This window comes from Brucella sp. NBRC 14130 (assembly GCF_040371715.1).
GTDB classification, from domain to species: Bacteria; Pseudomonadota; Alphaproteobacteria; order Rhizobiales; family Rhizobiaceae; genus Brucella; species Brucella intermedia.
In genome coordinates this window covers 482429-500933 of record NZ_BAABTE010000004.1, presented here as the reverse complement: position 1 = coordinate 500933, position 18505 = coordinate 482429, and the positions used below count along the sequence as shown (strand labels likewise).

Sequence of the window (18505 nt, the reverse complement as noted above, 5' to 3'; positions counted from 1 at the left end):
TATGGGCTGCAACCAGCCCTATCCTGAGCCGGTGCGAAGCAGCGTGTCGAAGGGGCGTGCTGGAGTTCCTGACCCTCGTCCTTCGATCCTTCGGCAGGCTCAGGATGATGCTGCGCTTCGCTCCGCACCTCGGGATGAGGGTGTCGGTATAAACAAAAGGGCGGCTCGAAGCCGCCCTTTTGTTCGATTCATTGATCCGGGTTAAGTATTGATCTCTACGCCAGTTCGCCAGCCAGCGCCTTTTTGATCAGCGCGCGGGTTTCATCAATGCCGTAAAGCGCGACGAATGAGCCGAAACGCGGGCCGCGTTCCTGACCGATCAGCACTTCATAGAGCATCTGGAAGAAGGAAACCGAAACGCCGGGACCGCCTTCCGGGCTCTTCTTGGTATGGTCCTGATAACGCTCAATGGCGCGGGCGACATCGAGAATGGCGTTCTGGATGTCGTTGCCATCGGTGCCGGCAGGCAGCGTTGCGAGCTTCGCATCCAGCGCTTCGAGGGCTGCGCGTTCCACATCGTCCGGCGCACGGAACTGCTTGGTCGGCTTCACGAAATCGTTGAAGTAACGGATTGCATAGCCGACGAGCGCGTCGAGTTCCGGATTGTTTTCCGGTGTGACGCCCGGCACGTGGCGCGAGATGAAGCCCCACAGCACGCCCGGATTTTCGGCATTCGATGCACTGACCAGATTGAGCATAAGCGCGAAGGTGACCGGCAGGTTCACCTTCGGCGGGTTGCCATAATGAATGTGCCAGACCGGATTGTTCAGCCGGTCCTTCCATTCCTGACGCTCATAGGCCGAAAGATAGCTGAAATACTCGTCCACCGCCTTCGGGATGACATCGAAATAGAGCCGCTTGGCGGTCTTCGGCTTCTGGAAATTGTAAAGCGCAAGGCTTTCGGTCGGCGCATAGGCCAGCCATTCGTCAATGGAAATGCCGTTGCCTTTCGACTTGGAAATCTTCTGGCCAAGCTGGTCGAGGAACAGTTCATAGACGAAATGTTCCGGTGCGCGGCCACCGAGGATTTCGCAGATGCGGTCATAAACGCCCGCATTGGTTTGGTGGTCCTTGCCGAACATTTCGAAATCAACGCCGAGCGCCGCCCAGCGCATGCCGAAATCCGGCTTCCATTGCAGCTTCACATTGCCGCCGGTGACGGGCAGGGTGGTCTCAACGCCGTCCTCATCGTCGAAGGTGATGGTGCCAGCCTTGGCATCCACGCTCTTCATCGGCACGTAGAGCACGCGGCCGGACTTGGGCGAGATCGGCAGGAACGGGCTGTAGGTAGCCTGCCGTTCTTCGCCGAGCGTCGGCAGCATCACCTTCATGATGTCGTCATAGCGCTCGACGGCCTTGAGCAGCACGGCGTCGAACTTGCCGGACTTGTAATATTCGGTCGCGCTGGCGAATTCGTAATCGAAGCCGAAAGTGTCGAGGAAGCGGCACAGCATGGCGTTGTTGTGATCCGCAAAGCTCTTGTAGTCGCCGCCGAACGGGTTCGGAACGGCCGAAAGCGGCATTTGCAGATAGGGCTCGAGCGCTGCCCTGTCCGGCACATTGTCGGGGATCTTGCGCATGCCGTCGAGGTCGTCGGAGAAGCAGATCAGGCGCGTCTTGACCTTGTCACCGGTCAGGATGCGGAAGGCATTGCGCACCATCGAGGTGCGCGCCACTTCGCCAAAGGTGCCGATATGCGGCAGGCCGGATGGGCCATAGCCGGTTTCGAAGATCACCGTATCGGGCAGGCCGGTCTTCTCATAGCGCTTGAGGATTTTCTTCGCTTCTTCAAAGGGCCATGCTTTCGCTTCCGCAGCCGCCGCGGTCAGTTCCGGGGTCAGCGTGATTTCGGGAAGGCGGTGCGAAGTCATGATTTTATCCTGATATCCTGTGAAGGGCTTTATTCTTTGAAAACGATGCGCGAAATGCGCACCCCTGCTCTATGGCGCGGCAACCCCGGTGCCGTCAACGGTCAGCGCCGAATTTCCTTGCGTAACCGCGTGAGGCTTCCTAATTTTCTGGTCAATTCCAATGAAATGATGATTCCGATCATGTTGTACAGGAGTAGCCCGATGAAAAAGATCACGCCGCAGGATGCGCTTGTCTACATCATGATCACGACGTCTGCTGCGGACACGACGATGACCGATGCCGAACTGTCGTCCATCGGCAATGTCGTTTCCCGCCTGCCGGTCTTTCAGGGCTTCGACAAGGAGCGCCTGCCGAAACTCGCCAGCGACTGCTATGCGCTTCTGGCGGACGAGGACGGACTGGAAAAAATCCTGGATCTCGCGCATGACGCCTTGCCGGAACGCCTCTACGATACGGCCTATGCGCTGGCGGTCGAAGTGGCGGCCGCCGATCTGCATGTGGAGCAGGAAGAGCTTGAATTCCTCCAGATGCTGCGTGACCGCTGGACGCTGGATGAACTGACCGTCGCCGCCATCGAGCGCAGCGCCCGCGTGCGTTTCCGCAAGCTCGATCCTGCTGTCTAGAACGGCTTTCCTGAGCCTGGGCATGCAAAACGGGCGGAAAATCCGCCCGTTTCTATTTGTTCGGGAAAATCAGCACACGACCGGGAGCAGTCGTGCCTTGCGCCTTTCCAGAGCGGCACGCATGATGCGGGCAGCTTCTGCGAATGTGGGCGTTTCCTTCCAGTGTTCAGCATGAATGATGCCGGTCGGGACGATAGCTTTCAGCGCTTCCAGCGTGTGGCGGGGCACCATGTCGGTGCAGTTCCACAGGCGGCGGAAGACGACGCTGATCCGTGTCACCTTGCCGTTGATCTGAACGGACGGCTCGGCGGTTTCCAAGGCCCAATCCTCATAGGCATCGACTGCATCCTGAAATGCATGATGCAGATAGATCGGTGCGTGACCGTCATGAAGCGGGGGCAGCAAACTGGACATTTCTGTTTCCTCTCTTCCAATGTGGTTCAGTTTTTCAGGGGGCATTTGCCGCTGGATGGATGAACTGGCAGCGCACAAATGCATTTCAAACAAGAGCCATGAAATGCTCTTCACCGGTCTATGTGTGCCGATCAGAAACTGAAGCTCACGAAATACGACAACACATAATTAACCATGATCTACGGAGAAAGCCCTGTTTGACAAGAGGCGATTTTCTTTAATTCAGCTTTTGGCGGAAAAATAATTCAAACGCATAGGTTGAATTACTGCAATAATAAGCTGGCCAATCTTTGAAATATTAGTTTTACTCTACGGTTACAAATGCCGGAAAGCGAAGTCTTTTTCGGCATTTATTGTCACCGTAACAGATTTTGATCCTGTCATTTATGGGTGACTGATGTAGAAATGCGAACAACTGAGGCAAGATTGCGGGGCACGGGATATGGCGCAACTGGTTCTGTCGCGTAGGGCTTTTCTGGCGGGCTCAACCGCCTTGGCTGCTGTCGCCGTCTGGCCGCAACGGTCGGCTGCGGCAGGTCAGGCGCAGAAAGGCGGGCGGCTGGTTGTGGCCGCAGATTCAGAGCCGCGCAATCTCAATCCGGCCATCGTGGCATCGAATGGCGTCTTTTTCGTCGCAAGCAAGGTGGTCGAGCCTCTGGCGGAAGCCTCCTTCGAGGGCGAGAGCGGTCTCGCGCCGCGTCTTGCCACCGGCTGGGAAGGTTCCGCTGACGGGCTGACGGCGACATTCCGCCTGCGGGATGGTGTCAAATGGCATGACGGCAAGCCCTTCACATCGGCGGACGTGGCCTTTTCGGCGATGGAAGTCTGGAAACCGCTGCAAAACCTTGGCCGTGTCGTCTTCAAGGCGCTGGAAAAGGTCGAAACGCCGGATGATCTGACGGCTATCTTCCATTTCTCCGAGCCGACGCCCTTCCAGCTTATCCGCAATGCCTTGCCAACCTTGACAGCAGTGCTGCCGAAGCACGTCTTTGCAGGCAGTGACATCATGGCCAATCCTGCCAATGAAAAGCTCATTGGCACCGGCCCCTTCAAATATGCCGAGCACAAGACCGGCGAATATTACCGACTGGCCCGCAACGACGATTATTGGGGCGAAGGCGAGCCTTATCTGGACGAGATCGTCTATCGCGTGCTGCCGGACAGGGCAGCAGCGGCGGGTGCGCTGGAGGCCGGGGAAATCGACCTGGCCGCCTTTTCCGCCGTGCCGCTTGCCGATCTTGATCGTATCTCGAAAGTTCCGGGCCTCACCGTCATTTCCAAGGGGTATGAGGCGCTGACCTATCAGCTGGTGGTGGAGATCAACCATCGCCGCAAGGAACTGGCCGACCTGAAGGTCAGGCAGGCGATCGCCCACGCTATCGATCGCGATTTCGTCGTGAAGACGATTTTCCTCGGCTACGCCAAGCCTTCGACCGGCCCCGTGCCGCGTTATGACAGCCAGTTTCATACCGATGACGTGCCGTCCTATCCGTTCGACGTCGCCAAGGCCAACGCGCTTCTGGACGAGGCGGGCTACAGGCGGGGCAAGGATGGCACGCGCTTCACGCTGAGGCTTTTGCCCGCACCCTATTTCAACGAAACGAAACAGTTCGGCGATTATCTGCGCCAGGCGCTTGCCGCTGTCGGCATCGATGCGCACATCATCAACAATGATTCCGCCGCGCATCAGAAGGCGGTTTACACCGATCATGATTTCGATCTCGCCATTGCGCCCACGGTCTATCGGGGTGATCCGGCCATATCGACCACAATTCTGGTCGAAAGCGGCATTCCGGCAGGCGTGCCGTTCTCCAATCAGGGTGGCTATGCCAATGCGGAACTGGATGCGCTGATCGCCAAGGCCGCGCGCGAGATCGACGAGAAAAAGCGCACCGCCCTTTACCACCAGTTCCAGCAGATGGTGCAGGCGGATTTGCCGCTCATCAATGTCGCGGAATGGGGTTTCATCACGGTTGCAAGCGACCGCGTGAAGAATGTTTCCAACAATCCGCGCTGGGCTGTTTCCAACTGGGGGGATACCTGGCTCGAACAGTGACGAACCACCTGGATTGATTGTATCCTGCCATTGTGAAACAGATTCTGGCCCTTTTCCGCAAGCGACTGGTCGGCAGCATCATCGTGCTGCTGATTGTCATTGTCGGCTGCTTCTTCATGCTGGAAAGCGCGCCCGGCGATGCCGTCGACGCCTATGCCGTGACATTTGGCGGGGATGCGGCAACCATTGCAGAAATGCGGGCGCGCTGGGGGCTGGATCAATCCATCTGGCACCGGCTTGGTGCCTATCTGGCAGCGCTTGCGCAGGGTAATCTCGGCTGGTCCGTCAGTTTCAACCGGCCCATTCTTGACGTTATACTGGAACGCCTGCCCAACACGCTGCTTCTGATGGGAGCGGCGACCGCTCTCTCCTTTGCGGCGGGTTCGCTCCTCGGTATTGTGGCCGGGGCGAGGCCCGGAAGCTTTCGCGACCGGGTGCTGTCAGTCGCATCGCTCGTTCTCTATGCGATCCCCGGTTTCTGGCTGGCGCTCGTGCTGGTCATCCTGTTTTCGATCAGGCTGCGCTGGTTGCCGTCGAGCGGCATTGAAACAATCGCCTCCGGCAAGCAAGGGCTGGCGCGGGCAGGCGACATTGCCGTCCATCTGGTGCTGCCGGTTGTCTCGCTGGCGGTGATCTATCTGGCGCTTTACCTGCGGGTCATGCGGGCCGCCATGGCCGATATATGGCGCATGGATTTCGTGCGGGCCTTGCGGGCGCGGGGCATTTCGCATTCGCGCATTGTCCTGCACCACGTGGTGCGCAACGCCTTGCTGCCGCTCGTGACCGTGCTGGGCTTGCAGGCCGCATCCATGCTGGGCGGCAGCGTGGTGATCGAAAGCGTTTTCGCCGTGCCGGGGTTGGGGCGGCTGGCGCAGGAGGCTGTTGCGAGCCGTGACACGCCGCTTCTGCTCGGCGTCATTCTGGTCAGCGCCATCATGGTGATCGCGGTCAATTTCCTCATCGACCTGATCTATCTCTGGCTCGATCCGCGCATCGCGAGGGGAGATGGCAGGGCATGAACCAGCCTAAACGTTATTTCAGAACGGGTGAGGGTATAACAGGCACAATCCTGCTGGCGCTGCTGGTGCTGGCGGCACTTGCCGCACCTCTCGTCTTTCCCGGTGATCCTTTAAGCATTGTCGCAACACCGCTGCTGCAACCCCTTGAAAATTCGCATTTTCTTTTCGGGACGGACCGGCTTGGGCGCGATGTTCTGGCGGAGCTTTTCTATGGTGCGCGCACATCGCTGGGCGTCGGGCTGGCCGCGGCCCTTGCTTCAATTGTCCTTGGCAGCATCGTCGGAACGCTGGCTGGTTTTGCGGGCGGCATCGTTGATGAAGTGCTGATGCGCATCACCGAAGCCTTCCAGACAGTTCCGGGCTTCCTGCTGGCGCTGGCGCTCACCAGCATTGCCGGGCCGTCGCTGCCGGTGCTGATTGCTGCAATCGCCCTTTCAAGCTGGACACAGGCCGCGCGTCTCACGCGCGGGCAGGTGCTTTCGATCCGCGAAAGCGACTATGTGGCCTCGGCCCGCGTCATCGGCATGCACCCGATGGAAATCGCCTTCCGCCAGATATTGCCCAATGCGCTGCCGCCGGTGCTGGCGCTGGCGCCGGTCATCGTCGCTTCCGCCATATTGATCGAAGCGGCCTTGTCCTTTCTGGGGCTGGGCGATCCAAACCGCGTCACCTGGGGCGGCATGATCGCCGAAGGGCGCACGGTCCTGCGTTCCGCCCCTTGGCTTTCCATCCTGCCGGGTCTGGCGCTGGCATTGACTGTTGTCGGCGTCTATCTGGCAGGCGAAGGGCTGACGAACGCCATATCCCGGCGGGAGGTGCTGTCGTGAGCCCCCTTGTCCGCCTTGAGAAGCTCTCCGTATCCTACGGCAGCGAGCCCGCGCTGGAGAATATCGATCTCGATATCGGGCAGGGCGAAACGCTGGCGATCATTGGCGAAAGTGGTTCGGGCAAAAGCACGCTGGCGCTGGCCTTGGCCTCTCTCCTGCCGGGCAATGCGCACATTTCCGGTCAACTGGATTGGGCGGATGGCAAGCCGCGAGCGGGCCGCGATATAGGCTTCGTGTTTCAGGACCCGGCGTCGAGCTTCGATCCGCTGATGACCGTCGGCGCACAACTTGTGGAAACCATTCGCGCCCATGCGCAAATCGACAGGCTGGCGGCGAAAGCAAGAGCGACAGGTCTTTTACAGCGTGTCCATATTCCGCAAGCCGACGCCAGTTTCGCACGCTATCCGCATCAGTTTTCCGGCGGGCAGAAACAGCGCATCGCGATTGCGCTCGCCATTGCCGCCAGCCCGCGCCTGCTGATCGCGGACGAACCGACAAGTGCGCTCGACACCATCGTGCAGAAGGAGATCGTCTCTCTCCTGCGCGAACTGGTGCGCACGGACGGAATGACGCTGATCTTCATCACCCATGACATCGCGCTGGCCTCGGGACTGGCCGACCGCATCGCCGTTTTCCGGCAGGGAAAGCTGGTGGAGTTCGGCCCGGCACGAAATATCGTCTCCAACCCGCAGACGGATTACACCCGGGCACTGATTGCCGCCGTCCCGTTGCTGGAGGCGGCGCATGGCTGAACCGCTTTTGCAGGCAGATCAGCTTGTGGTTCGCTATGGCGACACCATTGCGCTTGACGGCATCAGCCTCACGATCGAGCCGGGCGAAACGCTGGCGCTGGTCGGTCCATCGGGCAGCGGCAAGTCCACGTTGGCGCGGGCACTTCTGCGGCTTCACCCGCCTGAAAGTGGCGCAATCCGCTTTGAAGGCCGCGACTGGATGGCGCTCAAGGGAGCTGAACTGCGCAGGCAGCGCGCGCGCATGCAGATGGTATTTCAGGACCCGCTTTCAGCCTTCAATCCGCGTGCGAGCGTTTATGATCTCCTGCGCGAGCCGCTGCGCATTCACGGGCTGAAGCGCGACATTGCCAGCCTTCTGCAAAGGGTTGGGCTTGATCCGGCGCTGGCGCGGCGCGGCGTCCATGAGATTTCCGGCGGGCAGCGCCAGCGTGTGGCGATAGCGCGGGCGCTTGCAACTGCTCCGTCGCTGGTCGTGCTGGACGAAGCGGTTTCGGCGCTCGATGTCACCGTGCGCGGCGCCATTCTCGCCCTGTTGCGGGAAATACAGAAAGCCGAGCGGACGGCCTATCTTTTCATCACGCATGATCTCGCGGTCGCGGCCCGGATGGCGGATCGTATCGCGGTGATGGAGCGCGGGCAGATCGTTGAATGCCGCCCGACGCAGGAATTGATAACGGCACCGCAAGCGCTTGTCACAAAGGCGCTAATCGATGCGGTGCCGAGACTATTTGTCTAGGCCTTGCCCAGTTCCACCGAACGCTTGCGGGCCGCTTCCACGGCCTCGGCCACAAGCGTCTTGAGACGGTCGCCGCCCATGAGCACTTCAAGCGCGGCAGCGGTGGTGCCGTTCGGGCTCGTCACCTGTTCGCGCAGTTTTGATGGCGTGTCCGTGCTGGCATCGGCGAGAGCGCCTGCGCCCATCACGGTCTGCATGGCAAGCAACGCTGCCGTTTCACGCGGCAGACCGGCGGTCACGCCGGCGTCGGTCAGCGCCTCGATGAAGTGGAACACATAAGCCGGGCCGGAACCCGAAACGGCGGTGACGGCATCCATAAGCGCTTCCTCGTCCACACGCGCAACCTTGCCGGAGGTCTCAAGCAGACGCGCGATGAAAGCTTCGTCCTCATCGCTCACATTGGCGTTCTTGTAGGTGACGAGCATGCCCTTGCCGATAGCCGCTGGCGTGTTGGGCATGCAGCGGAGCACGGCAGCGTCCTGTCCCAGCTCGCTTTCAAAAAGCGCGACCGGAATGCCCGCTGCGACGCTGACGAAAGTGGCAGCCGATGCAAACCGCTTATAGGCGGGCAGAACCTTTGCCATGACCTGCGGCTTGACGGCTACGAGAACCATGCGCGGCTTCAGATCACCGGGCAGGGCGTCTGCATCGGCAAAGGCATGGACGCCAGCGCCGGCAGCGCGATCGCGAAGCGCTTCGGTCGGCTCCACGACATAAACGTCCTTCGCCTTGAGGATACCGCTATCGAGCCAGCCCTTGAGCATGGCGAAGCCCATATTGCCGCAACCGACCAGAATTACCGTGTCATGCATATTGATCGTTCCACCCTTGGAGTTCGTTTGGAGCATGGTATAGCGCCGCCTCGCCGGACTGCGCAAGCATATGCGGCCTATCCACGTGTTTCTAAGGTTAAATCATTGATCGATCAGGCTATATCGCGCACTATGAGCCTGAATTGAGTGCAGTTTCGGAGGGGAAGAATGGATCCGGCATTGACAACGGGCGTGCCGCCCGCCGAAGCTTTCGGCCATGTCCGCATCATCATAGGCATGATCCTCGGCTTGTGCGTTTCCCGCCTTTTGACAGGACTGGCGCGGTTCATCCAGCATCCCGGCAAGCAGAAGATTTATCCGGTCCATCTGGCCTGGGTGGGATTCATCCTGCTTTCGGTCATCCATTTCTGGTGGTTCGAATTCGGCTTGCGCACCATTCAACTGTGGACCTTCGAGAAGTATCTCTTCGTGATCTTCTATGCCGGTCTCCATTTCCTGCTCTGCACGCTGCTCTTTCCCGACAGCATGGAGGAATATACCGGCTACCGCGATTACTTCATTTCCCGGCGCAAGTGGTTCTTCGGCATTCTGGCATTGGTCTATGTCGCCGATTTCATCGACACGCTGTTGAAGGGCGCCGATCACTACCGGGTCTACGGGATCGAATATCCCATACAGGTCGCCTGCTTCATCCTGTTCAGCCTGATTGCCGTGTTCTGGGGAGACAGGCGCTATCATGCGGCTTTTGCTGCAGTTGCGCTGGTTTATCAGATCACCTTCACGCTACGCCATTTCGCGACCTTGAGTTAAACCTTTCCTGCATTGCGCCGGGTTTCACCGTCCACGATTTCGCGGAACTGGCGCAGCAGCGGGTGGCGGGCGGTCTGCCTGACGCCGTAACCCAGATTGAAAGCATAGTCGAAATCGGGCGGATTGAGCCCGATATTGTGCTGCATCATGGTTTCAAGCTTGTCGAAGCCCTTGGCGAAGATCGCCTCCGGTGAGCGGCCTTCGTTATAATCCGCCCAAAGCTCGATGATTTCCGTGCGCAGATCGTCCGGCAGCGGTTCGCACAGCGTCATGAGGTCGGCTCTTTCGCGCTCGGCTCGCCCGTCATCGGCGGATTGATGGATGGCGGGCACATCGCCCGAAATCGCTTCGCCCAGATCGTGGACGATGCACATCTTGATGAGTTTCAGCCGGTCGCAATCGCCCAGTTCCCGGTCGAACAGCGATACCAGCAGGCAAAGCCGCCAGCTATGTTCGGCGGTGCTTTCCGGTCGGCCTTGAGAGGTATGGCCGGAACGTAATGTGCTTTTCAGTCGTTCTGCATTCTGGATAAATCGAATGATGCCGTTCAGCCGGTCTGGATCAATGGTGTATTCCGTTTCGGCGTTCATGCGGGCCTCCTGATTTATCTGCATGAATCAACGTATATAATTGCAATTTTAACGGTTTATTTGCCATGATGAATATTAATCTGGATCAATAAACAGGGTGCAATCGGGACGGAACGATGGTGGAGAGGGACAGAGAGGGGAAACGTGCGGCTGGCCGCCCGCTTCTGGCCTATGCGCCGGAATTCCTGCAACCTGCTTCCTCGTTCCGTGGATTTCAGGATACTGAAGAGCGCGAACATCAAAGACGCCGGGAAGAACTGCTTCGCCGCAAGCAGGAACTGTTGGACGCCGAGCATGATGGCTCCATTGATCCGAAGGCTGATATGCAAGGCCGGATGTACGCCGTGCGTGACGCCTTGCAGGCCAATCTCGATGGTGCAGCGGCCAGGGCGCAACCAGTGCCGCAAACTCCCGCAACCGCTTCAAAGCCTGAAGGCCAGCCGGTGAAATTGCCCCGTCGCAGGCGGCGCTGGGGGCTTCTGGCCGGTTTCACGCTGCTGGGCGGAATTATCGGAACTACCTATGCCTTTCTGGTACCGCCACAATATGCGGCTACTGCTTCCCTGCAGGTCTTCCCGCCGGAGCGGCGCAGCGAAATTGCCTCCAATGCCGTTCTTGAGCGGGCCGCGCAGATGGCGCGTATCGAACGTGCCACCGACCTCGGAGCCCCATCCGTTCTGGAGGAACTGCGTTTTCGCCTGACCCGACTGCTGCCCGAAGACCTGCGGTCCCCCGCAGTTGCATGGCCCCACTTGTCGGGCGCGCAATTGCTGCGCCAGCGCCTCGATTTCACGCAGGCGCTGGACAGCGGGACGGTGAATGTCGAAGCGACGGCAGACAAGCCGGAAACGGCGGCACTGCTCGCCAATGCCGTTGCGCAGGCGTTTCGCGATCATCTGCAGGGCGGCGCTTCCACGGGCGGGCCTGAAGGCGACCTCCCGGCGCGCCTGCAACGGTTGGAAGCAGATGCCGAAGCGGCACGGCAGGCGGCTAATGCCTTTCGTATGAGCCGGGATTTCGGCGATGACAACAACAAGGCCGCGCTTCAGCGCGAGTTCGCCGACAGCAAGGCCGAGACGGCGCGGATAGCAGCCGAGGCCAACAGCCTGAATGGCGCCAACGCCGAAAGTCTCGTCCGCAAGGGCGTGCCGGAAAGCATGCGTTCCGGAGCCCTCGGAGCGCTGGTGGAGCGCTATCGCACCGCGGGGCAGGGGGGCGAAGCGAAGCAGATCGAGGCCCAGATCGCGACGGAGATTTCAAGCCAGCGCAGCGCTTTGCAGGCCGATCTTAAGAATGCGGTCGAACGCGAGCAAAAAGCCGCCGCCGCCATTGCCGGTTTCGGCTCGGCGCCCGCTACGGACGACGACAAAGCCCGCCTGCAAATGCTGGAGCGCGATGCAGCGGCGAAGCAGGCGCTGTTTGAAGATTTGCAGATGCGTGCGGCGCGCGGCGAACCGGCCTCGGCTGGTTCCGCGGCGACGGTGCGGATTGTAGCGCCGGCCATTGCTGAACCGAACCCGCGCGATCTCCCGCCGCAGTGGATCATCGCCCTTGGCTTTGGGGGCGGTTTCCTGCTTGGCCTTCTTTCCATGGCGCTGGCCGGGCGCAAGCCCCGGTCGCCGTCAAAGATGGAAGCCGAACCGGAAGAGGTTCTTGAAACCTATGGCGAGACGCGTCTTGCCGCCGTGATCCGCGAGGCCAATGCGCGGTGGGAAGCCGAGAATGAAGGTGTCAGCCGACCGAGGGAAAACACCGCCCTCGGTCGTGCCATCGACGAGGTGCGTTCGTCCCGTGCTTCGCGGCTCTGACATGACCCGGCGTTCTGAAATTTCATAAAATCCTGCCATAAAATCCTGCATTGTCGCGCATTCGCCAATTGTCATCGGGCGTCATGACGCTTATGGGCATGTGTGCGGAAAATATGTCGTGTATTTCCCAGACAATCCCGAATGAACGGAGCGCTCGCTATGGCCCAACTGATTGATGGCAAGAAGCTCGCCGAGGATGTGGTTTCCACGGTGAAGACCGAGACCGAAAAGCTCGTGGCTGCAACCGGCATCGTGCCCGGTATTGCAGTGGTGATTGTCGGCGAAGACCCGGCGAGTCAGGTCTATGTCGCCTCCAAGAGCCGCAAGGCCAAGGAATGCGGTTTTCACTCCGTTCAGCATGACCTGCCGGAAACGGCGTCGGAGCGCGAGCTTCTCGACCTGATCGAGAGCCTGAACAACGACCCCGCCATCCACGGCATTCTGGTGCAGTTGCCGCTGCCCAGGCACATTGATTCAGGCCGGGTGATCCAGACCATTTCCCCGGACAAGGATGTCGACGGCTTTCATTTCATCAATGTCGGAAAGCTTGGCACCGGTGAGGTTGAAACGGCTTTCGTTCCCTGCACGCCAGCGGGCGCGATGATCATGATCGAGCGCGTCCATGGCCGCGATCTTTCGGGGCTCAATGCCGTGGTGATCGGGCGTTCCAACATTGTCGGCAAGCCGATGTTCAATCTCCTGCTCGCCGCCAATGCGACGGTTACGGTAGCGCACAGCCGCACGAAAGACCTGCCCGCGATTGCCCGCACGGCGGACATTCTGGTGGCGGCGGTCGGACGCCCGCAGATGGTCAAGGGCGACTGGGTCAAGCCCGGCGCAACAGTGATCGATGTCGGCATCAATCGCATTCCGGCGCCTGAAAGGGGCGAAGGCAAGACGCGACTGGTCGGCGATGTCGATTTCGCGGAAGCCGAAAAGGTCGCCGGAGCGATCACGCCGGTTCCCGGCGGCGTCGGTCCGATGACCATCGCCATGCTGATGGCGAACACGCTCACCTCGGCTTGCCGCACTGCTGGCGTGAAAAAGCCAGTTTTTTGACACAATTGAACTGCGCTTTTTGTGCAGTTTCATTCCGGTTTTGATGGTTTGAGAGGCAAAACAGCTGAAATCACTGTTTTGCCTTAATTTCATTTTGGGCCTTTTCAGAACACCGAAGCGCCTTCGTCAGCCCGACCGGCGATCTGGCGGAAAGCACGAAACAATTCGCGTCCCATGCCATGTTCATTGCCGGAAAGATCGGGGCGATCCTCGCCGCGATCGTTCAGCAGGGCAATATTGGTCAAGGCTTCCAACGTGCCGTTGACGGCATCGAGGCGGATAACATCGCCGTCGCGGATTTTCCCGATGACGCCGCCATCAAGCGCTTCCGGCGTGACATGGATGGCGGAGGGAACCTTGCCCGATGCGCCGGACAGGCGGCCATCGGTGACAAGGGCCACACGCTGGCCGCGATCCTGCAAGATGCCCAGAACTGTCATCAGCTTGTGCAGTTCCGGCATGCCATTGGCTTTCGGACCCTGATAGCGAACCACGGCGATGAAATCGCCGGTCAGTTCGCCCGCCTTGAACGCGGCCTGCATTGCCGCCTGATCGTTGAATACCCTGGCGGGCGCTTCGATAACCTGACGTTCCGGCTTCACGGCGGAAACCTTGATGATCGCATTGCCGATATTGCCGGTCAGGACCTTGATGCCGCCGGTAGGCTGGAACGGCGCATGGATCTTCGCCAAAACCTTGTCGTCGCCGCTTTTTTCCGGCACCGGCTCCCGCACGACATTGCCGTCCGCGCCAAGCTTCGGCTCGATGGCGTAAGGCCGCAGACCTTCGCCGAAGACGGTGCGCACATCCTCATGCAGGATCCCGCCATCGAGAAGCTCGCGGATCAGAAAGCCCATGCCGCCAGCGGCATGGAAATGGTTCACATCGGCAAGACCGTTCGGATAGACACGCGCCAGCAGCGGCACCACGTCGGAAATCTCGGAAATATCGTGCCATGTCAGCTTGATGCCGGCGGCAGCGGCCATGGCGATCAGGTGGATGGTATGGTTGGTGGAACCGCCGGTCGCATTGAGACCGATGACGCCATTGACGAAGGAACGCTCGTCCAGCATTTCGCCGACCGGCGTATATTCATTGCCGAGCGCGGTGATCGCCAGTGCACGCTTGGCCGCTTCACGGGTCAAGGCGTCGCGCAGCGGCGTGCCCGGATTGATGAAGGATGCGCCCGGCAGATGCAGGCCCATGATTTCCATCAGCATCTGGTTGGAATTGGCAGTACCGTAGAAAGTGCAGGTGCCGGGGCCGTGATAGGATTTCGACTCCGATTCCAGCAATTCGGCGCGACCGACCTTGCCTTCGGCATAAAGCTGGCGGGTCTTGGCCTTTTCGTCGTTCGGCAGGCCGCTGGTCATCGGTCCGGCAGGCACGAACACGGCGGGCAGGTGGCCGAAGGCCAGCGCACCGATGATGAGGCCGGGAACGATCTTGTCGCAGACGCCGAGATAGACGGCGGCATCGAACATATCATGGGACAGGCCGACGGCGGTCGCCATCGCAATCACTTCGCGGGAGAACAACGACAGTTCCATGCCCGCGAACCCTTGCGTGACACCATCGCACATGGCGGGCACGCCGCCTGCAACCTGCGCCACGCCGCCTGCTTCACGCGCAGCCTGCTTGATGAGCTGCGGAAAGGTTTCGAACGGCTGATGCGCCGACAGCATGTCGTTATAGGCGGTGATGATGCCGAGGTTCGGAATCTCGTCGCCGGTCAGCGCCGCCTTGTCGTGCGGACCGCAGGCGGCAAATCCATGCGCGAGATTGGCGCAGCCCAGCACCGCCCGCTTCGGCTTGTTGGATGCAGCCTCACGCACACGGCCAAGATAGGCTTCGCGCGTCGGCTTGGACCGTTCGCGAATGCGCGCGGTGATTTCCTGAATGCGTTTATGCGCCGTCTCGGTGGGCATGGGTGTCACCTTTGCCGATATAACCAGAGCATTTCCTGCTTTTCATGAATCGCCGGAAATGCTCGATCTGTTTGTTTTATCGCGCATCTTTTCCGAAAACCGGTTCCCACTTTTCGGGATGCGCTCTAGCTGCTCCAGTAAAGCTGGATCGGTGTGCGGGCATGATGGAAGACAGCCCGCACGGGCATTTCATTCTCGTCATCGCCGGAAAGCGCCTTTTCCAGCGTTGCCTGCTTGGCGGCGCCTTCGATATGCAGAACCAGCATTTCGGCTTCGGCGATGATGGGAAGGGTCAGGGTCAGGCGTTTCTCGCCAGCACCCTCGGCATGGATCGGCAGCACGAGCGCCCGGGTTTTCGGGTTGATCGCCTGATCGAGGCGGTCCGCACCCGGAAAGAAGGAGGCGGTATGCCCGTCATTGCCCATGCCAAGCACCACCACGTCGAAAGGACGACGCAGCGCATCAATGCGGCTGGCGGCGGCAAGCGCCGCCGTTTCTGCCGTCGCCGCCGGATTGTAAAGGCCGACGAACCGTGCCACGCCCGCATGGTCGCGCAGAAGATGCTCACGCACCAGCTTTTCGTTGGAGCGGTCGCTTTCGACGGGCACGAAACGCTCATCCACAAGGGTGATCGTAACGAGGTTCCAGTCGATCATCTTGCGGGAGAGCACTTCGAACAGCCTGAGCGGCGTGGTGCCGCCGGAGACGGCGAGCGTTGCCTGTCCCCGTTCAGCGATGGCGGCATTCAGCTTGTTCGCAATGGCTTCGGAGAGCGCCTGCGCCAGTTCTGTTCCGCTGGTGAAATCGTGCCGTTCGATGCTCATTCCATTCCCTTCCAAGACAGAAATCAGAGGCTTTCGTGCCATGTACGCCCGTCACGCTCGATGAGCGCGATGGACGATGACGGCCCCCATGTTCCTGCCGTGTAGCCCTGCACAGGCTGGCTGTTCAACTCCCAACCTTGCAGGATCGGATCGACCCAGCGCCATGCGGCTTCAACTTCGTCGCGCCGCATGAACAGCGTCTGGTTGCCGCGAACCACATCCATGATGAGGCGTTCATAGGCATCCGGATTGCGCTCGCTGAAGGATTCGGCAAAGCTCATGTCCAGCGGCACATGGCGCAGGCGCATGCCGCCCGGGCCCGGATCCTTGATCATCAGCCACTGCTTTACGCCCTCATCGGGCTGGAGCCGGATGACGAGCTGGTTGGCGATCACCTTGCCGGCGCTTTCGCCAAAGATCGAATGCGGGATCGGCTTGAAGGTAACGACGATTTCCGAAACGCGCGTGGCAAGCCGCTTGCCGGTGCGCAGGTAGAACGGCACGCCAGCCCAGCGCCAGTTGGCGATTTCGGCCTTCAGCGCCACAAAGGTTTCGGTATTGCTGGTGTCGCTTTCCAGATCTTCCAGATAGCCGCGCACCGGCCCGCCCGCCGAGGCACCGGCGCGATACTGACCGCGTACCGTCACATCTTCGACATTGAGATTGGTAATCGGCTTCAAAGAACGCAGAACCTTGACCTTTTCGTCATGGACCGCATCGGCTTCGACCGATGAAGGCGGCTCCATCGCAACAAGGCAGAGAAGCTGGAGAATGTGGTTCTGCACCATGTCGCGCAGCGCGCCCGCCTTGTCGTAATAGCCGGCGCGTCCTTCCAGGCCGACCGCTTCGGCGACGGTGATCTGCACATGGTCGATATGGGCGGAGTTCCACAACGGCTCATAAAGCGCATTGGCAAAGCGCAGCGCCATCAGGTTCTGCACGGTTTCCTTGCCGAGATAGTGGTCGATGCGGAAAATCTGGTCTTCGCGGAAAACGCTGCCGAGCGTGTCGTTGAGCGCCATGGCGGATTCCAGATCGCGACCGATCGGCTTTTCCACGATGATGCGCGTGTCGCGGGTGATCAGCCCGTGCGCTTTCAGCCGAGTGGCGATATCACCGAACAGCGTCGGGCTGACGGCGAGATAGAAAGCGCGGATCTTTTCCGGCTTCTTGCCGATCAGGGTCTTGAGTGCATCCCAGCCTTCTTCCGACTTCGCATCGACAGCCACATAGCTGAGGCGGGCGAGAAACCCGTCGACTTCCTTCTCGTCGACTTCCTCTGGCTTCACATGCTCATGAATGGCATTGCGTGCGAACTGTCGGTATTCGTCATCCGTCATGGCGCTGCGCGATGCGCCGATGATACGCGTCGGGTCGGTGAGCTGGCCTGCACGCTGACGCTGATACAGCGCCGGGATGAGCTTGCGTTCGGCAAGATCGCCGGAACCGCCGAACACGATGCAGTCGAAGGGCTCTACCGGGATTGTCTGGCTGGTCATCTATCGCTCTCTTCTCTTCTTGCGCAAATCAGTCTGGCTGTGGGCAGCATGCGATTTTAACGCTGCCCTTGTCTATTATCTAATCGATTTAAATTCAACAGTCGCAATGCCGCATTCCCGCGAAAGTGAAGCAACCCAAGACAATATTCCCGGATTGGGAACATTTGGCTTGTTCCCATTATGGGAATAGACTATCTTAGGCTTCATGCAGATCATCGCTCGCAAAACCCTGAGGGATTTCTGGATCAGGCATCCGCAAGCCGAAATTCCTCTGGTGGTGTGGTTTTCTCTCGTGAGCAAGGCGCAATGGACCGGTCCATCCGACATCAAGAAGATGTTTGGTTCGACAGTTGATTTCGTAGCGGACAATCGTGTCATCTTTGATATCGCCGGGAACAAATACCGCCTGATCGTTCACGTCGCTTACCCGTTCGGGCGCGCGCTGGTGAAATTCGTCGGCACGCATAAGGAATATGATCGCATCAATCCGGAGACAGTGTGATGGAAAATATTCGTCCGATCAGAACCGAAGCTGATTATCAATGGGCTCTGGCAGAAATTGCCGGATATTTTGACAAGCTGCCGGAAGTGGGTTCGCCTGAGGCTGACCGGTTTGATGTGTTGTCGGCATTGATCGAAACCTATGAGCGTGAACAGTTTCCGATCCCGCTTGCCGGGCCGATAGAAACGATCACGGCATATATGCAGATGCATGGGCTGAATCAGTCCGCTTTCGCAGCGGTCATAGGGTCGCGTTCCCGTGCCTCGGAAATTCTCAACCGGCGCAGGGCGCTGAATATGGACATGGCCTACAAGATCAATCGCGCGTGGGGTATTCCCGCCGAGATATTGCTTCAGCCTTATCATCTCACCAGTTCACGCCCGGATGCCGCCTGAGAACCCGCTTCAAAACCT

18 protein-coding genes are annotated in these 18505 nt (G+C 59.6%); 11 read left to right on the top strand and 7 right to left on the bottom strand.

The features are described from left to right. Nucleotides 1-215: 215 nt before the first annotated feature. Nucleotides 216-1871: a lysine--tRNA ligase gene (locus ABWW28_RS11045; protein WP_176587544.1), complete on the bottom strand. Its 1656-nt coding sequence runs from the start codon at nucleotides 1869-1871 to the stop codon at nucleotides 216-218. 201 nt (nucleotides 1872-2072) lie between these two features. Here ABWW28_RS11045 and ABWW28_RS11040 point away from each other — a divergent pair, with 201 nt between their 5' ends. Further along, nucleotides 2073-2495, top strand: a complete 423-nt coding sequence (locus ABWW28_RS11040; RefSeq protein WP_006470576.1) for a tellurite resistance TerB family protein — start codon at nucleotides 2073-2075, stop codon at nucleotides 2493-2495. 69 nt (nucleotides 2496-2564) lie between these two features. On the opposite strand, the gene ABWW28_RS11035 is transcribed toward ABWW28_RS11040, so the two are convergent. Further along, the gene (locus ABWW28_RS11035) at nucleotides 2565-2909 is read right to left on the bottom strand and encodes a BRA0787 family protein (protein WP_353390975.1); all 345 of its coding nucleotides are present in this window, start codon (nucleotides 2907-2909) and stop codon (nucleotides 2565-2567) included. Between the two features lie 442 nt (nucleotides 2910-3351). On the opposite strand from ABWW28_RS11035, the gene ABWW28_RS11030 reads away from it, so the two are divergent. Genes ABWW28_RS11030 through ABWW28_RS11010 form a run of 5 tightly spaced genes read left to right on the top strand, consistent with a single transcriptional unit; the run spans nucleotide 3352 to nucleotide 8299 of the window. Then, complete coding sequence (locus ABWW28_RS11030) at nucleotides 3352-4965, top strand: ABC transporter substrate-binding protein (protein WP_176587545.1); 1614 nt, start codon at nucleotides 3352-3354, stop codon at nucleotides 4963-4965. Nucleotides 4966-4982: 17 nt separating this feature from the next. Continuing rightward, nucleotides 4983-5984, top strand: a complete 1002-nt coding sequence (locus ABWW28_RS11025) for an ABC transporter permease (protein ID WP_176587546.1) — start codon at nucleotides 4983-4985, stop codon at nucleotides 5982-5984. Continuing rightward, nucleotides 5981-6811: an ABC transporter permease gene (locus tag ABWW28_RS11020; protein ID WP_176587547.1), complete on the top strand. Its 831-nt coding sequence runs from the start codon at nucleotides 5981-5983 to the stop codon at nucleotides 6809-6811. Before ABWW28_RS11025 ends, ABWW28_RS11020 begins: the two co-directional genes overlap by 4 nt. Continuing rightward, the gene (locus tag ABWW28_RS11015; protein WP_121995973.1) at nucleotides 6808-7563 is read left to right on the top strand and encodes an ABC transporter ATP-binding protein; all 756 of its coding nucleotides are present in this window, start codon (nucleotides 6808-6810) and stop codon (nucleotides 7561-7563) included. Before ABWW28_RS11020 ends, ABWW28_RS11015 begins: the two co-directional genes overlap by 4 nt. Further along, complete coding sequence (locus tag ABWW28_RS11010; RefSeq protein WP_176587548.1) at nucleotides 7556-8299, top strand: ABC transporter ATP-binding protein; 744 nt, start codon at nucleotides 7556-7558, stop codon at nucleotides 8297-8299. Before ABWW28_RS11015 ends, ABWW28_RS11010 begins: the two co-directional genes overlap by 8 nt. On the opposite strand, the gene proC is transcribed toward ABWW28_RS11010, so the two are convergent. Next, on the bottom strand, nucleotides 8296-9111 hold the full coding sequence (gene proC, locus ABWW28_RS11005; protein WP_006470579.1) for a pyrroline-5-carboxylate reductase: 816 nt from the start codon (nucleotides 9109-9111) through the stop codon (nucleotides 8296-8298). The genes ABWW28_RS11010 and proC overlap by 4 nt on opposite strands. Before the next feature lie 168 nt (nucleotides 9112-9279). Between proC and ABWW28_RS11000 the strand changes: the two genes are divergently transcribed. Then, nucleotides 9280-9882: a hypothetical protein gene (locus tag ABWW28_RS11000; RefSeq protein ID WP_006470580.1), complete on the top strand. Its 603-nt coding sequence runs from the start codon at nucleotides 9280-9282 to the stop codon at nucleotides 9880-9882. On the opposite strand, the gene ABWW28_RS10995 is transcribed toward ABWW28_RS11000, so the two are convergent. Next, on the bottom strand, nucleotides 9879-10472 hold the full coding sequence (locus ABWW28_RS10995; RefSeq protein ID WP_121996023.1) for an HD domain-containing protein: 594 nt from the start codon (nucleotides 10470-10472) through the stop codon (nucleotides 9879-9881). The genes ABWW28_RS11000 and ABWW28_RS10995 overlap by 4 nt on opposite strands. Before the next feature lie 116 nt (nucleotides 10473-10588). On the opposite strand from ABWW28_RS10995, the gene ABWW28_RS10990 reads away from it, so the two are divergent. Then, nucleotides 10589-12280 carry a Wzz/FepE/Etk N-terminal domain-containing protein gene (locus tag ABWW28_RS10990; protein WP_121995975.1) on the top strand — a complete coding sequence of 564 codons (1692 nt, stop codon included), beginning with the start codon at nucleotides 10589-10591 and terminating at the stop codon, nucleotides 12278-12280. Nucleotides 12281-12439: 159 nt separating this feature from the next. Next, nucleotides 12440-13339: a bifunctional methylenetetrahydrofolate dehydrogenase/methenyltetrahydrofolate cyclohydrolase FolD gene (folD, locus tag ABWW28_RS10985; protein WP_025091015.1), complete on the top strand. Its 900-nt coding sequence runs from the start codon at nucleotides 12440-12442 to the stop codon at nucleotides 13337-13339. Between the two features lie 104 nt (nucleotides 13340-13443). Here the strand turns inward: folD and edd are convergent, their stop codons facing one another. The 3 genes from edd to zwf form a co-directional block, all read right to left on the bottom strand. Beyond that, entirely contained in the window at nucleotides 13444-15267 is a 1824-nt protein-coding gene (gene edd / locus ABWW28_RS10980) for a phosphogluconate dehydratase (RefSeq protein WP_176587549.1), read from the bottom strand. Between the two features lie 125 nt (nucleotides 15268-15392). After that, nucleotides 15393-16091 carry a 6-phosphogluconolactonase gene (gene pgl, locus ABWW28_RS10975; RefSeq protein ID WP_021587394.1) on the bottom strand — a complete coding sequence of 233 codons (699 nt, stop codon included), beginning with the start codon at nucleotides 16089-16091 and terminating at the stop codon, nucleotides 15393-15395. Nucleotides 16092-16114: 23 nt separating this feature from the next. Then, a complete protein-coding gene (zwf, locus tag ABWW28_RS10970; protein ID WP_006469298.1) occupies nucleotides 16115-17590 on the bottom strand; it encodes a glucose-6-phosphate dehydrogenase in 1476 nt (491 codons plus the stop codon). Between the two features lie 205 nt (nucleotides 17591-17795). On the opposite strand from zwf, the gene ABWW28_RS10965 reads away from it, so the two are divergent. Together ABWW28_RS10965 and ABWW28_RS10960 are read left to right on the top strand one after the other, a co-directional pair. Next, nucleotides 17796-18092 (top strand): type II toxin-antitoxin system HigB family toxin, encoded by a 297-nt coding sequence (locus ABWW28_RS10965; RefSeq protein ID WP_176587550.1) that lies wholly within the window; start codon nucleotides 17796-17798, stop codon nucleotides 18090-18092. Beyond that, nucleotides 18092-18487: a helix-turn-helix domain-containing protein gene (locus ABWW28_RS10960; RefSeq protein ID WP_176587551.1), complete on the top strand. Its 396-nt coding sequence runs from the start codon at nucleotides 18092-18094 to the stop codon at nucleotides 18485-18487. Before ABWW28_RS10965 ends, ABWW28_RS10960 begins: the two co-directional genes overlap by 1 nt. The last annotated feature ends 18 nt before the right edge of the window (nucleotides 18488-18505 follow it).

Excerpts from the sequence above, each read along its gene's own strand:
- ABWW28_RS10990 (WP_121995975.1), top strand. The coding sequence starts at position 10,589 with ATGGTGGAGAGGGACAGAGAGGGGAAACGTGCGGCTGGCCGCCCGCTT.
- ABWW28_RS10960 (WP_176587551.1), top strand. The coding sequence starts at position 18,092 with ATGGAAAATATTCGTCCGATCAGAACCGAAGCTGATTATCAATGGGCT.
- zwf (WP_006469298.1), bottom strand. The coding sequence starts at position 17,590 with ATGACCAGCCAGACAATCCCGGTAGAGCCCTTCGACTGCATCGTGTTC.
- ABWW28_RS11040 (WP_006470576.1), top strand. The coding sequence starts at position 2,073 with ATGAAAAAGATCACGCCGCAGGATGCGCTTGTCTACATCATGATCACG.
- ABWW28_RS11020 (WP_176587547.1), top strand. The coding sequence starts at position 5,981 with ATGAACCAGCCTAAACGTTATTTCAGAACGGGTGAGGGTATAACAGGC.
- pgl (WP_021587394.1), bottom strand. The coding sequence starts at position 16,091 with ATGAGCATCGAACGGCACGATTTCACCAGCGGAACAGAACTGGCGCAG.
- ABWW28_RS11010 (WP_176587548.1), top strand. The coding sequence starts at position 7,556 with ATGGCTGAACCGCTTTTGCAGGCAGATCAGCTTGTGGTTCGCTATGGC.
- proC (WP_006470579.1), bottom strand. The coding sequence starts at position 9,111 with ATGCATGACACGGTAATTCTGGTCGGTTGCGGCAATATGGGCTTCGCC.
- ABWW28_RS11030 (WP_176587545.1), top strand. The coding sequence starts at position 3,352 with ATGGCGCAACTGGTTCTGTCGCGTAGGGCTTTTCTGGCGGGCTCAACC.
- ABWW28_RS10995 (WP_121996023.1), bottom strand. The coding sequence starts at position 10,472 with ATGAACGCCGAAACGGAATACACCATTGATCCAGACCGGCTGAACGGC.
- ABWW28_RS11000 (WP_006470580.1), top strand. The coding sequence starts at position 9,280 with ATGGATCCGGCATTGACAACGGGCGTGCCGCCCGCCGAAGCTTTCGGC.
- ABWW28_RS11035 (WP_353390975.1), bottom strand. The coding sequence starts at position 2,909 with ATGTCCAGTTTGCTGCCCCCGCTTCATGACGGTCACGCACCGATCTAT.
- edd (WP_176587549.1), bottom strand. The coding sequence starts at position 15,267 with ATGCCCACCGAGACGGCGCATAAACGCATTCAGGAAATCACCGCGCGC.
- ABWW28_RS11045 (WP_176587544.1), bottom strand. The coding sequence starts at position 1,871 with ATGACTTCGCACCGCCTTCCCGAAATCACGCTGACCCCGGAACTGACC.
- ABWW28_RS10965 (WP_176587550.1), top strand. The coding sequence starts at position 17,796 with ATGCAGATCATCGCTCGCAAAACCCTGAGGGATTTCTGGATCAGGCAT.
- folD (WP_025091015.1), top strand. The coding sequence starts at position 12,440 with ATGGCCCAACTGATTGATGGCAAGAAGCTCGCCGAGGATGTGGTTTCC.